9 protein-coding genes are annotated in these 15,115 nt (G+C 69.6%); all 9 read left to right on the top strand.

All coding sequences use genetic code 11. From position 1 onward, the window contains the following. Positions 1–2,569, top strand: a 2,569-nt coding sequence (locus tag J1C73_RS01350; protein WP_207314691.1) for a S8 family serine peptidase, incomplete at its 5' end; no start/stop codon positions are given. A gap of 1,064 nt (positions 2,570–3,633) precedes the next feature. Further along, a complete protein-coding gene (locus tag J1C73_RS01345; RefSeq protein ID WP_207314690.1) occupies positions 3,634–7,314 on the top strand; it encodes a S8 family peptidase in 3,681 nt (1,226 codons plus the stop codon). Beyond that, positions 7,311–7,949, top strand: a complete 639-nt coding sequence (locus J1C73_RS01340; protein ID WP_207314689.1) for a hypothetical protein — start codon at positions 7,311–7,313, stop codon at positions 7,947–7,949. The genes J1C73_RS01345 and J1C73_RS01340 overlap by 4 nt, the downstream gene beginning before the upstream one ends. Positions 7,950–8,260: 311 nt before the next feature. Next, positions 8,261–9,289 (top strand): helix-turn-helix domain-containing protein, encoded by a 1,029-nt coding sequence (locus tag J1C73_RS01335; protein WP_207314688.1) that lies wholly within the window; start codon positions 8,261–8,263, stop codon positions 9,287–9,289. A 450-nt stretch (positions 9,290–9,739) separates the two neighbouring features. Next, positions 9,740–10,450 (top strand): hypothetical protein, encoded by a 711-nt coding sequence (locus J1C73_RS01330; RefSeq protein ID WP_207314687.1) that lies wholly within the window; start codon positions 9,740–9,742, stop codon positions 10,448–10,450. A 252-nt stretch (positions 10,451–10,702) separates the two neighbouring features. Continuing rightward, entirely contained in the window at positions 10,703–11,326 is a 624-nt protein-coding gene (locus J1C73_RS01325) for a GOLPH3/VPS74 family protein (protein ID WP_207314686.1), read from the top strand. 145 nt (positions 11,327–11,471) lie between these two features. Next, entirely contained in the window at positions 11,472–12,362 is an 891-nt protein-coding gene (locus J1C73_RS01320; protein WP_207314685.1) for an oxygenase MpaB family protein, read from the top strand. 26 nt (positions 12,363–12,388) lie between these two features. Further along, positions 12,389–14,668: a serine/threonine-protein kinase gene (locus J1C73_RS01315; protein ID WP_207314684.1), complete on the top strand. Its 2,280-nt coding sequence runs from the start codon at positions 12,389–12,391 to the stop codon at positions 14,666–14,668. 57 nt (positions 14,669–14,725) lie between these two features. Beyond that, a partial coding sequence (locus J1C73_RS01310; protein ID WP_207314683.1) for an FAD-dependent oxidoreductase occupies positions 14,726–15,115 on the top strand: 390 nt, incomplete at its 3' end.

The following is a 15,115-nucleotide window of genomic DNA, read 5'->3' as shown; positions in this document are numbered from 1 at the left end:
CGGCGCGGTGAGCAAGCAGGATCAGCTCGCGGACTTCTCCAGCCGCGGCCCGCTCACGGGAACCTACGCGGTCAAGCCGGAGATCACCGCACCGGGCGTGGGAATCGTCGCCGCGCGCGCCACCGGTACGTCCATGGGGACGCCGTTCGACGCCGACTACACCGCGGCGAGCGGCACCTCGATGGCCACCCCGCATGTGTCCGGCGCTGCGGCGATCCTCGTTCAGCGCCACCCCGACTGGACCGCCGACCGGCTCAAGCAGGTGATGGTCAGCACCGCCGAGCAGGGCCCGTACAGCGCTTACCAGGGGGGCGGCGGCCGGGTCGACGTAGCCAGGGCCATCGACGCCAAGGTCTACTCCAGCCCCGCCGTCGTCAGCATGGGCAAGAAGTCGGCCGAAAGCGCGCCGGTAACCAGGACAGTCACCTACGTCAACACCTCCGCGGCGGACACCACGCTGTCGCTCAGCCTGTTCACCCTCGGGGAGACAACGGTTCCGCCGGAGGGCACGTTCACCCTCAGCGCCACCAGCGTGACGGTCCCGGCCAACTCCACCGCGGGCATGACGGTGACCTACCACCCCGAGCTCGGTGCCATGGGCGACTACACCGGTGTCATCACCGCCACTGCGAACGACGGCAGCGCGATCCGCACCACCGTCGGTGCCACGAAGGACGTGCCCACCGTCGACCTCACCGTCAACACGATCGACCGGAACGGCAACCCGGCGACCGGCGAACTTGCGGTGTTCGACCTGGACACAGGGGTGCTCAGCGAGGTCTTCCCCCAGGACGGAACCAAGACCGTCGCCCTGCCGGAAGGACGGTACTCGGTCATGGGTCTCGTCCACACCAGGGACGAGGCCACCGCTCAGATCATGAGCCACACCCTCGCCGGCGAGCCGATGGTGGAACTGAAAGCGGATCAGACGATCACGATGGACGCCCGCCTGGGCAAGGAGGTCAAGGTCGCGACGCCGAAGGAGTCGGAGCCCGACGGCTACAAACTCGGCTACCGCCAGCAGCTTCCCGGCAAGCGTGGGATCGACTTCATGAAGGGTGCGTCGAGCCCCCTCTGGGACCACGCCTATGTGGTGCCCACCAAGCCGGTGACGAGCGGCACGTTCGAGTTCAGCTTCCAGCAGCGCAGGTACTCACCGGTGATCCGGGCGTCCTACGCCGGGCACGGAGGCGCGCTCGCGCTGGAGCCGGTGATCTACGCGGCCCGGTTGTACGGACCCAGCACGCTCCAGGCAGTCGACGCCGGGACGGGACGACCGGAGGACCTGGCCGGCAAGCACCTCGGTGGCAAGCTCGCGGTCGTCACCCGCGATGCCACCCGGAAGGTTGTCGACCAGATCGCCGCGGTGGCCGGTGCCGGCGCGAAGGCGGCGGTCATCGTCAATGACCGGCCCGGCCCCTACGCCACCATCGTGCCGCGCGTCACCGGCACCGCCATCCCGGCCTGGAGCCTCACCCAGGACGAGGGCGCGGTGCTCTTCGGCCGGATGGTCGGCGGTCCCACACGTATCAACCTGCAGGGCATCATCCACCACCCCTCTGTGTACAACGTGGCGCTGATGGTTCCCGGCGGAATTCCGGCCGACCCCACCGACGCGGTCACCACGGAGAACTCGGCCGTGGCGAACTCCCACTACCGCGGCACCAAGGGCACGCTGACCGGCGATACCGACTCGGCGATCCGACCGGGAGAGACCTTCATCACCCAGGTAGTGGACTTCTTCGACGCACCGCTGGACCGGGAGGAGTGGTACTCCACCGGCAGCAAGTGGCCGGTGATGAAGGACATGCGGTGGTGGCACGCGGTCTACCCGGACCGCAACGACATCCAGCGCGCCATGAGTGACGTACTGCGCACCTATCTGCCGGGCGATCAGCGCAAGGAGACCTGGCTGGGCGCTGCGAACGGCCCGTCCGGACCGGAGACCACCCTCGCGTTCCGCGACGGTGACAATGTCACCCTCAACATGATGGAGATGGGCGACAGCGAGCCGGGCCACTACTCCTTCTTCGCGAACGGTGCCGACAAGTCGACGGTGCGGCTGTACCAGGACGGCAAGCTCCTCAAGGAGCAGAGCCGGTTCTCGCTCACGACGCTGCCGGTCGGCCCCGACCCGGCGACCTACCGGATCACGATGGACACGGACCGCCCGGCGTGGTTCCCGCTGTCCACGAAGACCAGCACCGCGTGGACGTTCAAGTCCGCCCGGCCGGCGAACGGCAAGCAGGACCTGGCGCTGCTCTGGCCGGGATACGGCCTGGACCTGGATGCGCAGAACACCACCAAGGGCGGCAACACCTACAACTTCGACCTGGCGTTCGCCCTCCAGAACGGCGCTACCCCGCACATCGACGGGGTCGGGGTGGAGGCGTCCACCGACGACGGTGCCACCTGGCGGCCCGCGAAGGTCAAGAGCAGGAGCCACGGCAGCTACAAGGTGTCCGTGCGCAACCCGGCAAAGGGCTACGTCTCCCTGCGCGTCAAGGCACAGGACACCAACGGAAGCACGATCGAGCAGACCCTGATCAAGGCCTACGCCGTTCGCTGACCCTCACGGCGGCCTTTTCCTGACCGCACCCCTGGCGCAGGGTACGTCCCTGTGCCAGGGGCACACCATTTTGTGTCACCAGTCAGAATTCCTCACGACCTCGGGGGAAATGCGGGATCGGCTCGCCGGTGAAAAGAGAAGGGCCTTACGGGTTGGGCGAGTTGTGAGGCCAGCCTGGAGCCGTGCGGTCCGTAGCCCTCCTGCCCCGTCCGGGATCTCGCGGGCACATTTCGGCGAGTTGCTCATATATCTCGCCCGCGATGCGCGGTGGCACCGAATCCGTCCCACCCGGGATGAGCGGCGGGGCCCGCAAGAGGGCTTCCGGCGCCGGAAGCGGACAACGGCCGGTTTTCACCGACCGCTTCGCCGTCACCCCCCGTCCTTGGGCGAACCGGGTTTCCGTTCGCGGGCCCGGCCGAACCGCTCGACGCTGGCCGCTCCCGCTTCCCCGCCGCGATCCGTGGCACGAGGCCCCTGATCGTCGCGCGGGGAATCGCCGTCCAGGACCGCCCGGCCTGCGCATACGCACCCTGGATGACCTGTTCGACGGCACGGAACCAGATCGCGGTGGGCGCCTCCTTCAGCGCTGCGCAGGACGCCGAGCGGACCACGCGCAGGCCCACCTCGCCACCGCCGGCCAAGCCGCCGGGCCAACACGCCCCGGCTCAATCCCTCCGGCCGTTCCTGGTCCTGCGTACTGCCGAAATCAGCGGCATCCCCGAATGGCCGAACACAGCAGAAATGTCCGAGGTCCGCACCGGCCCGCCTGAGGAACCGAGTCAGCGGCGCAGATTCACATGTCCGTCCACAGCGCCGAGAGTTCTGCCCCGGCCACTCATTTTCTGCCGTTCCTCCGCCAGTTCTCCAGCCGACTGTCATGGCGGCTTTGTGACATGGAAGAAATGCGCCACATCCCATCACTTGCCTTGATCCGTACGGAGCCCCGAAAGTGGCTGGCGAATGCAGCAAGTACTTCTTTCTCTCGATGAGTAGGAGACGCTCATGCATCCACCGCGCCCATTTCGCGGCGAACCCGAACGAACGGCATCTCAGGAGGCCTCACGATGAGACGCTTCGGGCGACGGCTGGTCACCGCGGCCGTCGGCATCACCGTCCTCGGGACGGTCATGTCGAGCACCGCGGTACACGCATCCGGCCCAACTCCGGCTCAGTCCCGGCCTGCTTCCCTCGACCTGAACCTGCCCGCGTCGGTCCGGGACCACCTGCTCCAGGCTGCCGCCGGCACTCAGGCGGACCTGCCGCTGACGCTGGTGACCGGCGACAAGGTGCGGATCGGCGTCACCAAGGGCCGGCGACCGGTCGTGCGGGAGATCGAACCCGCGACGCGTCCCGGGCACGAGACGGTTCTCTTTCACACCGTTACCAGGAACGATCAGGTCTACGTCGTACCGGACGACGCGCTGCCGCTGCTCAGCACCGGCCTGCTGGACTGGGAACTCTTCAACATCGCCAAGCTGGCCGACTGGTCGGCCGAAGGCACCACCGGTGAGGTCCCGGTGATCGCCACGTACACAGGAAAGACCGGCGCACGGACGGCGACGCTCGCCACGGGTACGTCCGCCAAGACCGTCCTGCCGAGCATCAACGCCCGCTCCATGACCATCAAGGGCAACGGTCAGTGGTGGCGGGAAGTGCGGAAGAAGACCACCGGCAAGTCCGCCGCCGCCTCCCGGGCCTCCGGCCCGCTGGCCGGGGTGAACAAGGTGTGGCTGAACGAGCTGACCAAGGTTCAGCTCGACAAGTCCGTTCCGCAGATCGGCGCACCCGCCGCCTGGGCGCGTGGCTTCGACGGCTCGAACGTGAAGGTCGCGGTGCTGGACAGCGGCATCGATGCCACCCACCCTGATCTTGCCGACCGGATAGTCGAGAAGGTCGACTTCACCGGCAACCCGAGCGGTCCGGTGGACGGACACGGACACGGTACGCACGTGGCGTCCACGATCGCCGGCACCGGCAAGGCATCCGACGGACTGCGCCGGGGCGTGGCGCCCGGCGCAGAGCTGGCCGTCGGCAAGGTGTGCGACAACGAGGGCAGGTGCGCCGGTGACGCGGTCATCGCCGGTATGGAATGGGCCGCCAAGTCCGGTGCCAAAGTGGTGAACCTGAGCATCGGAGGCGCGGCCACCGACGGTACGGACCCGCTGAGCGCGACGGTCAACAAGCTCAGCCGCGCCTACGGCACCCTGTTCGTCATCGCCGCGGGCAACAACGGCCCGAGCTCCGGGACGGTCGGGGCACCTGGTGCCGCCGACGACGCGCTGACCGTCGCGGCCGTGGACAAGAGCGACAAGCTGGCCCCCTTCTCCAGCCGCGGACCTCGCATCGGCGACGGTGCGGCCAAGCCGGACATCTCGGCTCCGGGCGTCGCCATCGGCGCGGCCCGCGCCAAGGGGACCGGCATGGGCACGCCCTTGGACGAGTTCTACACGTCCGCCAGCGGCACTTCCATGGCCACCCCCCATGTGGCCGGAGCCGCGGCGATCATCGCCCAACAGCACCCGGACTTCAACGGGCGGCAGATCAAGGCGCTGCTGATGGCGACCTCCCTGGATCTCGGGCAGGACCTGTACGCGCAGGGCGCCGGCCGGGTTGACCTGGCCCGCGCGATCGACCCGAAGATCATCCCGGACGGGAACCTGAACTTCGGCCGGTCAGAGTACCCGCACTCGCCGGTGTCCAGGACGGTCACCTATAGCAACTTCACCGACGCGCCGATCACTCTCGCGCTCTCCGCCTCGGTCTCCTCCTCGGGCGCACCCGCACCCGCGGGGCTGTTCACGCTCAGCGCCGACGAGGTGACCGTACCCGCCAAGGGCTCGGCCGATGTGACGATGACCGCGGACGGTGGGGTGCTGGACCGCTCCGGGCAGTACGGCAGATACGCCGGCGCCCTGACGGCCAAGGACGGTGCCGGGACGCTGCTGGGATCGACGAGGATCTCGGCGTTCCTGGAACCGGTCCGGCAGGACCTGACCATCAAGGTCATTCCTCCGGTCGGTGCCACCGACGTCTCGTACGGCGACGCGCTGATCGTCCCGGTCGACGAGGACAAGCAGAACCTGTACGAAAAGCCGCTGACGGTACCGGGTGGCGAGACGGTCGAGGCACGGGTCTTCGCCGGCACCGTCACGGCTGCCATGGGCGTGACGTGGCGGGACGCGGCCGGTGAGCTGCAGCAGGCCGCACCGATGGCGCCGCAGGTGGAGGTCACCGGGGCGACCACAGTGGTACTGGACCTGCGGAAGGCCAAGCCGGTCAAGGTGAACGCCCCGGAGCGGGTGGAGACCTACCAGGCCGCCTTCAGGATCGACCGGATCTCCGTGGACGGGGACTGGGGGATCACCGCACAGTTGACCACCGAATACGGTCCCGGTGATCCGAACTGGTGGGTTCTGCCGACCGGAGGGGTCAGCCTCGGCACGCTCGACTTCAGCAGCAGGCACGTCCTGGTGCCGCCGTCGGTGACGATGAAGGTCACGGGGGCCGATGGCGCTGTCGACCTGGATGTCCGCTACGCGACACCGGACACCTCCATATACGGCGGAACCCAGTCGTGGAGGGAGAACGACCGGGCTGTCATCCGCCTCGTGCGGTCGACGATTCCCCGACTGCCCACCAAGGGGCGCAAGTCCGTCGTCTACGCGGGCACCGGTTCGGCCGAGGAACTCGCCAACGTCGATGCCAGGGGTGCGCTGGTCCTGCTGAGGCCGACCGACATCTGCACGACTACCTGCGACTTCACCGCACTGCGCGAGCGAGTGTCGGCGGCTGCCGACGCCGGCGCGATCGGGGTGATGGTGACCGGCAAATCCGATCGGGTCGCCCTGCTGAAGTACGACGCGACCCGTCGGTACGCATGTGAGAACGGTCCCGACAGCTGCCCGCCGGTCAAGCCGTACGCGGCTCTGCCGATCGTTACCGTACCCCCGGCCCAGGCTCTCCCGCTGATCGAGCAGCTCAAGACCGGAGCAAAGCCCGGTGTCCGGGCCGAACTCGGCGGCAACAGCGAAGCATCCAAGAGCTACGCTCTGGCCTTCAACTCCTCCGGCCTGATTCCCGGCAACCTGCCGCACCAGGTCCGGTCCCGGGATCTCGACCGCGTCGACCACCGCCTGCACGCCGACCGGCCCGGCACGGTTCCGCACTTCAGCTGGAACCGGTCAACCGAATCCGGCCCGGTGGCAGACGAGATCATGCTGCCCAAGCCGGCCGGCCAACGACGGTTCACCACGTTGGTCGGACCACGGGACAGAAACGCGATCGACCGCTTCGAGATGTCCTCCAGGGACTACGTCGCGCCGTCCGTGGCAAGTTCGTCGGGCCCTTCCGAAACGCGGGAACTGGTGCTCGGCAGCACGAACACGATCGACTGGAACGCGGGTCCGTCCCTTCCTGGCGCGGTGCCGCAGGTCCGCACCAAGTCGGGCTTCACCGTCAGCACCGGCCTGCCGTGCGCCGGCTGCCGGGAGGGTGACCGCTTCTGGCCCACCCTCTACGTGACCAGCAGCGGGGGCGGACGCCAGGCCATGATGGGCATGCTCAATGACACGGGTGTCGCCGATCTGGTCTACGGAATCCGGGCCTGTATGCCCTCCGACTGCGAGGTGAGCCTGTTCGACGACGCAGGCCAGGAACTTGAGCAACAGCTCCACCCGGTCGAGTTCGTCTTCGAGCTCGGCGAGCCCGGCAACGTACCGGACCTGGCGTCGAGGAGCGGGCGATGACCATCGACATGGGAAAGGAGACCGCTCCGATGATCGCGGCCAGGCCATCGAGGTGGCGCCGGAAGGTGATCCTGACAGTGTCGGCAGCCGTAGCAGCGCTCACGCTGGTGGGGTGCAAAGCCGACGTCATCGCGTACGACCTGCCTGCGGAGTCAGCACGCTACTCCTTCCAGGCGGAGACCAACGGGGTCAAGACCGCGTGGGAGTACACGTCCGGCCGGCCGGACAAGGCCGACACGCCGACGTCCCAGCCGTGCGTCGCGGACGTGGTTGTCAAGGATCCCGGTCTGTGCCGTCCGGAGCCATTGATCTTCCTGCGGTACGACCTGGGCCTGGGACTGGACAACACGGCCGAGGCCGACGGAACCCACCTCATCACCGTCACCGGCTACTACCAGGAACGGCTCAGCACGCCACCGACCGTGACCGATCTGCGGGTGGAGGCCAGCTTCGACGGCGGCAGGACCTGGCAGCCGGCGAGCACCCGCGCCGACAGGAAGAACACCTTCACCGCGCGAATCAAGCACCCGAAACGTGACAAGGCTCCTGACGGAGTAGCGCTGCGGGTCACCGCGACCGACAGCGCGGGGAACAACGTCAAACAGACCATTCCCAAGGCGTACCGACTGCGCTGAGGCGAACCGATGAAGCGGTGAACCGACCCGGAGGGGTCACGGCCGGGGCGAGACCCGAAGTTCGCCCCGGCCGTCTCCCGCGATGTCGTCGATTCTCTCGCCGGATGCGGACGGGGCCGGCAACCGCGGACCGCTGATCGTTCTGCGCGCGCAACGCTGATCAGGTCATGGACCGGCCGTGGTTGCACCGGATCGCGGCGTACCCGGGTCCGCGTTCCGGCGGCCCCGCCCCTGTGAGAACCGAGGACGGCGGGCTCCTTCCGCGACACGGACGCCAGGCCGAAGTACCCACAGACAGGCGGAGGAGCATCATGTTGTCAGACGTGCTGGGACTCACCCCCGACGAAGCGGACGCCTACCGGACCCTGGTCTCGTTAACCTCCGCCACTCCCGGCGGCCTCGCCGAACTCGTCGGCTGCGAACCCGGCCAGATGGTGCGCATCCTCAGCAGGCTCGAAGGCCATGGGCTCGCCGCGCGCAGCCTCGGCGACATCACCCGGTTCGTCGCCTCCCCACCGGCGGTCGCGCTGCGTGCGCTCCTGATCCAGCGACAGAACGCGCTCAATCTGGCGGAATTCGAGCTCGACACCCTCGATGAGATCTACCGCGCGGCCACCCTCGGGTGCGGCGCTGCGGAGGTCGTCGATGTGATCCATGGCACCGAGGCCATCCGCGAGCGCGTGGGGCACATACAACTCGGCGCCCGGAAGGAGATCATGAACTTCGTCAAGCCGCCGTTCTTCTCTTCCGACAACATGACCGACGGTGCCGTCATCGAGCGAGGTGTCCGCTACCGCGTGATAGTCGAACGCGCGATGCTCGACGAGGAAGCCCCGTCCTTCGACGAGATCAGTCAGGCGCGGGCCTCGGGCGAGGAGGTCCGAATCACCGACAAAGTGCCACTGAAACTCTTCATCGTGGACGGCGAGTTGGCCATTGTTCCGCTTCTGGGCTCGGCCAATGCCGCAAAGGCGGGAGCCCTGCTCGTGCACGAGAGCAGTCTGCTCGACGCGCTGATCGCACTGTTCGAGTCCAAGTGGGAGAAGGCAACGCAGCTCGTTACCTCCGCGGGAGCCTTGCGGGACGTGCCGGCCATCGACGATCTGGGGGCACAGATCCTCGGCCTGTCGCTGACCGGCCTCACCGACCACGCGATCGCCACCCTGCTGCGGACTTCGCCGCGAACGGTGCAGCGCCGGATCCGGCACCTGATGGACACAGCGGAAGTGCAGAATCGCATACAGCTGGGCTTCCACGCGGCACGGCTGGGCTGGCTCGAAGCTCCGTCGTCATCGGACCAGCGGACCGAAGCGGTCCGCCGCGCCTGCCCGGGCACCTGACAGTCGCCGAAAACCAGCACGGTGGTCCTCCGGCCGCCCGATCCGCCGCTGGACCTGCTCACACACGAAGCCGGAGACGATCGCGGACGGCCGGTCCGCTGCGCACCACATCCGTCGATCCCGCACCAGAGGAACGTACTTTCAGGGAGACGCCGCAGCCTTTCAGGGAGACGTCGCAGCGCGATCGGACTCGGTACGTTCTGCACTACCGAGACCATGCAGGTCAGCCTGCCTGAGCACCGCCCGGTCCGCCATCAGAACCGCGTCCGGGCCCTCACGGACAATCGTGCCCATTTCATCTGTTACCAACTGCGGACAAGAATTGGGTGAACAACTCCGGCCCGAGTGCCGTCTCACGGGGTGCACTGAACAGCAGATCCGGCCGGACGTCCTGCGGGAGCAGTCCCAGGCGCAGGTGCCGCATCCTGATATCCCATGGAGGCTTCGATCATGACCACTCGCCGTGCCGCCCGTACCGCCCGTTCCGCCGGTCTGGTGGCCGTCGCCGCCGCTGCGGCACTCTCGCTGACCGCCTGCCAGAGCGGGGGCAACGCGGCAGCCGCCGGCTCGGGGAGGAACGTCTCCGGCTCCGCCTCCCTCTCCACCGGCAACGGTGGCGCGCCCAGCGGCGCCGAGACAGGCTCGGGCAAGGCCAGGACCAGCGCCGAACAGGTCCGCAGCAGCGTGCATACCGGGACGCCCGCCGCGCACCGCGCCAACGCGCCGGCCGTCACGGTCAAGGCGGCGTCCCCGGTTCGAACCCAGACCCTGGCCGACGGCAGCAAGGCCGAGATCTACGAGCTCGGTGAACAGCACTACCGCCTCAAGATCGTCAGCCGGGGTTCGGTTCTGGCCACGCTGGAGACGAAGGGGCACGACGCCGGGCTCGACGCCAACGACATGTTCGTCGTACTCACGCTGGGTGGCGAGGTCCATTCCTGGATGGGAGGTGGACACTCCGGACCGGGCACCTTCAAGCTCGCGGGCGGCTGGACGGCGAAGGTCACCAAGATCGGCGAACTGAGGTACCGCGCGCAGATCCTCGGCAACGAGGGCGCGGTGGAGGCCACGCTGGAGACGAAGGGGCACGATGTCGGGCTCGACGCCAACGCCGTATACATCGTGCTCAGCGCCGGCGGTGTGATCAGCTCCCACGGGTAAGCGCCCGCCCGGCCGCGCAGCGGCCTCACCCCGGGCCGGGCCGGACCGAGGACGGCTCAGGGATCCAGTACGGCGCGGACCCGCTGATCCGGCGTCGTCGACGGACACTCCCACCGCCCTGCGAAAAGGCTTCGGCCGCGTGGACGGGGGGCGATACTGGTGGTGACAGTCGCCCCGCCGCCGGGCCGGCCCCCGATGCGGGCCCGGCCGGCGGGGGCGCACCTTTGTCGATGTCTCCGAGGGGAGCCGTTCATGACCACGGCGAAAGACCTGTTCACCATCGCCATGGAACCGGGGCTGAAGCATTCCGTGGGACAGGGGGACCTGTCGCTCGCACTCGCGGGAGCCGAGCTGATCGATCTCATCGGTGCGGGGGCGGTCACCGTGGACGGCGACCGCATCGTGCCCGGTGAAGCGGCGGCGCCGGACGATCGGCTCATGGGCGAGGCTGCGGAAGGGCTCACCCGGCAGGCGCCCTACGAGCGGATCGAGGACTGGCTGTGGCGCCGGGGCCGAGACCTCTCGGCCGCGTACCAGGCAGCTCTGGAGGAGGACGGTGAGCTGACGCACAAGCGAAGCGGCCGACTGTCCTTCGGTCCGGAACGGATGGAAGCGACCGACACACCCGCGCGCCGCCGGGCAGCCGACCGCTGGGAGCAGCAGGAACCCGTCCTGGCCGCCCTCGCCTCGGTCGTGGGCATCGACGGCGAACGATCCGACGACGAGTCCGGCTTCGATGACGAGCCCGGCTTCGATGACGAGGCGGTGACGACCGTGGTGGCGATCGTCCATGACGCGGTGATGGAGCTGGAGGCCGTACGCCAGAGGCGGTCCATCGAGAACGCGGCCTTCGCCAATCTCTGGCGTGGCCCGTGAGCCGGGTGCGGGTGCGGGTGCGCGGTCGAGTCCGACAGCGGAGGTGAACGGCCGCCCGGCCGCCGGAGATGGCGGAGTTCTGGTTCGCCGTGGTCGCAGCGTGCGGAGGCCGGCGCTGCGGTACGGGAGAGGGAGGCAGGACGGTATGGCGGAAGCCGACCCGGGGCTCTTCGGGCCCGAATCGGTCACCTGGCAGATGCACGGCGACCCGATGATGTGGGTGGCAGGGGTGCGCGCCCTGTACCTCCAGGCGCTGCACCCGCGCGCGGTGCGCGGCGTCATGCAGAATTCCGACTTCCGTAAGGACGCCTGGGGCCGGCTGATGCGCACGGCCGGCTTCGTCGGAACCATCACCTACGGCACCACCGAAGCAGCCGAGAAGGCGGGCGCCCGGGTCCGCAGGATCCACCGGCTCCTCAAGGTCACCGACCCGCGCACCGGCGAGACATACGGCGTCGACGACCCCGCGCTGCTGCTGTGGGTCCACTGCGCCGAGGCCGACTCCTACCTCCAGGTCGAACGGCGCTCCGGCTTCCCGCTCACCGACGCGCAGGCGGACCGGTACATCGACGAACACCGCCGCAGTGCCCGGCTCGTCGGCCTCGATCCGGCCGGCGTACCCGCGACCACCGCACAGCTGGCCGCCTACTTCGAGCGGATACGGCCCCAACTGGCCTCCTCGTCCGATGCGCTGGACGTTGACGACTTCCTGCGGAAGCCACCGGTCCACCCCCTGCTGGTGCCCGCGCGCGCCCTGCTGTGGCGGCGCGTCGCGACGCTCGCCTACCAGTCGCTGCCCCCGTACGCCCACGAGCTGTACGGCAGGCCCGCACCGCCGGCCGCCACCGTCGACCGCCGTCTGCGCACCGCGGGAACCCTCCTGCGGGGCATTCCGTCGCGGCTGCGCTGGCAGCTGCCGCCGGGTCATATTCTGAAGGCGATGGCGCGTCTGGGGCCGGGCAGCCGCCCCGCCCCGTACAAACTGAAGAGGCAGGCAGCCATACTGGACGGGCCGGGGAGGGCGCAGCAACAGTAGGCGGAATGACGGGGGCGACAGCAGGGATGGCGGAAACCAGGCTGATCCAGAGCCGGTACCGACTGCTCGATCTGATCGGGCGCGGCGGCATGGGCGAGGTGTGGCGTGCCCGCGACGAATCGCTCGGCCGCCAGGTCGCCGTCAAATGCCTCAAGCCGATGGGCCCCCAGCACGACCAGGACTTCACCCGCATCCTGCGCGAGCGCTTCCGCCGGGAGGCCCGGGTCGCCGCCGCGCTCCAGCACCGGGGCGTCACCGTCGTCCACGACTTCGGCGAGCACGAGGGCGTGCTCTACCTGGTGATGGAGCTCCTGGACGGCCGCAACCTCAGCCAGCTCCTGGAGGACAACCAGCAGCATCCGCTGCCGGTCGACGACGTCGTCGACATCGCCGAACAGGTCGCCGACGCCCTCGGCTACACCCACCAGCAGGGCATCGTCCACCGCGACCTCAAGCCCGCCAACATCATGAGGCTGGCCGACGGGACGGTGAAGATCTGCGACTTCGGCATCGCCAGGCTCGGCCACGACATCAGCGTCACCTCACGCCTCACCGGCGTCGGCATCGCCATGGGCACCCCCCACTACATGTCGCCCGAGCAGATCAGCGGCGGCCAGATCGACCACCGCAGCGACCTCTACTCGCTGGGCTGCGTGCTGTACGAGATCGCCACCGGAGCGCCGCCGTTCGACCTCGACGACGCCTGGGGCGTCCTGGTCGGACACCGGGACACCCAGCCGGAGCCCCTGCGCAGCCACCGGGCCGAACTCCCCGGCTTCTTCGACCGTGTCGTCCTGGAGCTGCTCGCCAAGACCCCGGAGCAGCGGCCTGCCGACGCCGGTGACCTGCGCCGCCGCATCGCCGTCGGCCGTACCGGCGGACAGCCGCACCTGGAGCCGACCGGTCGGGTGCTGCTGGCGCCGCCCGTCCCGGTCGAGCGTCCCGGCGGACACGCCGGCCCCGGCAGGCTGCCCGGCTGGACCCGCGGTATGACGAGCGGAATCAGGGCGACGGGCACCACGTCGCCGGGACTTGCGCCGCCCGACCACTCGGCTGGCCTGACCGGCGAGTGGACCACCGGCGAGTGGACCACCGGCACCGACCCGCGGACCGGCACCGGATCCGCACCGCCGGCCGGGGCCGAGCGGCCCACGCCCTCGCCGGAACTCCTCGCGATACTCGCCAGCCGCCACAGCGCCGGCCTCAACCTGGGCCGCCTCGGCCACTGGGACGAGGCGGGTGAGGTCCACCGGGCGGTCGCCGCCGAACGCGAGCACGCGCTGGGCCCCGACCACCCCGACACGCTCTCCAGCCGCTACGAGGTCGGGTTCACCCTCAGCCGCACCGGGCGCGCGGCGGACGCGCTGCGGGAGTTCGGCCGGGTCGCCCAGGGCCGCGAAAGGACCCTCGGCCCCGACCACGCCGAGACCCTCGCGGCCCGCCAGGAGGTGGCGTACGTACTGGGCCAGCTCGGCCGCCACTTCGAGGCCCACCAGGTCTACGCCGCCGTCCTGGCGTCCCGGGAACGCTCGATGGGCCCCGACCACCCCGACACCCTGCGCTGCCGCCACAACCTGGCGTTCAACCTCAGCCGGCTCGGGCGGCTGGAGGACTCGTACCGCATGGCCCGCGATGTGGCGGCGGCCCGCTCCCGGCTGCTCGGCGCCACTCACCCCGACACCCTGGTCACCCGCTACGAGGTCGGCTATACACTCGGCCGGCTCGGCCGGTGGACGGAGGCCCTGCAGACCTACCAGGAGGTCGTCCAGGTCCGCTCGCACGTACTGGGCGCCGACCACCCCGACACCCTCGCGGCCCGCTACGAGGTCGGCATCAGCCTCGGCCGGCTGGGCCGCAGCACCGAGGCGCTGGAGCTGTACCGGGTGCTCGTAGAGGACCGGACCCGGGTCAGCGGCCCCGCCGACCCCGAGACCCTCCGCGCCCGCCACGGACTGGGCGTCAACCTGGGCCGGCTGGCCCGCTGGGAGGAGGCGCTCGCCGAATCGCGCGAGGTGTGCGCGACCCGTGAACGCGTCCTGGGCGGAGACCACCCCGACACCCTCGTCAGCCGCCGCGAGGTCGCCGTCGGTCTCGGCTGGCTCGGCCGCTGGGCCGAGGCGCTCACCGCCTACCGGCAGGTCGCCGAGGTGCGCACCCGGCTGCTCGGCGCCGACCACCCCGACGCACTCGCGAGCCGCAACGACGAGGCGCACTGCCTCGAACAGCTTGGCCGGGGGACGGAAGCGGTCGAGCTGTACCGGCAGGTCGCGGCGCTGCGACAGCAACGGGGCATGGCGTCGTCCTGACCGGCGCACCCCGGCACCGGCTCTGGCCAGGGGCCGTCGTCCGTGTTACCAAGAGCCATGCCCGTACCCGACAGCTATGACGCAGTCATCGTGGGCGGCGGCCACAACGGTCTCGTCGCCGCCGCCTACCTCGCTCGTGCCGGACAGTCCGTCCTGGTCCTGGAACGCCTGGGCACCACCGGGGGAGCGGCCGTCTCGACCCGGCCCTTCGAGGGCATCGACGCGCGGCTGTCGCGCTACTCGTACCTGGTGTCCCTGCTGCCGCGGAAGATCGTCCGGGAGCTCGGCCTCGACTTCGCCGTACGCAAGCGGACCGTCTCCTCGTACACCCCGGCGGTACGCGGCGGGCGCGCCACCGGGCTGCTCGTCGGCGGCGACGGCACCCGCGGCTCCTTCGCCGCGCTCACCGGCTCGGACCGGGAGTACGGGGCCTGGCAGCGCTTCTAC

The sequence above is a fragment of the Streptomyces laculatispora genome (assembly GCF_017353455.1).
Lineage (GTDB): Bacteria > Actinomycetota > Actinomycetes > Streptomycetales > Streptomycetaceae > Streptomyces > Streptomyces laculatispora.
Note: the sequence above shows the minus strand (reverse complement) of the source record. Positions and strands in the feature narration are given on the sequence as shown.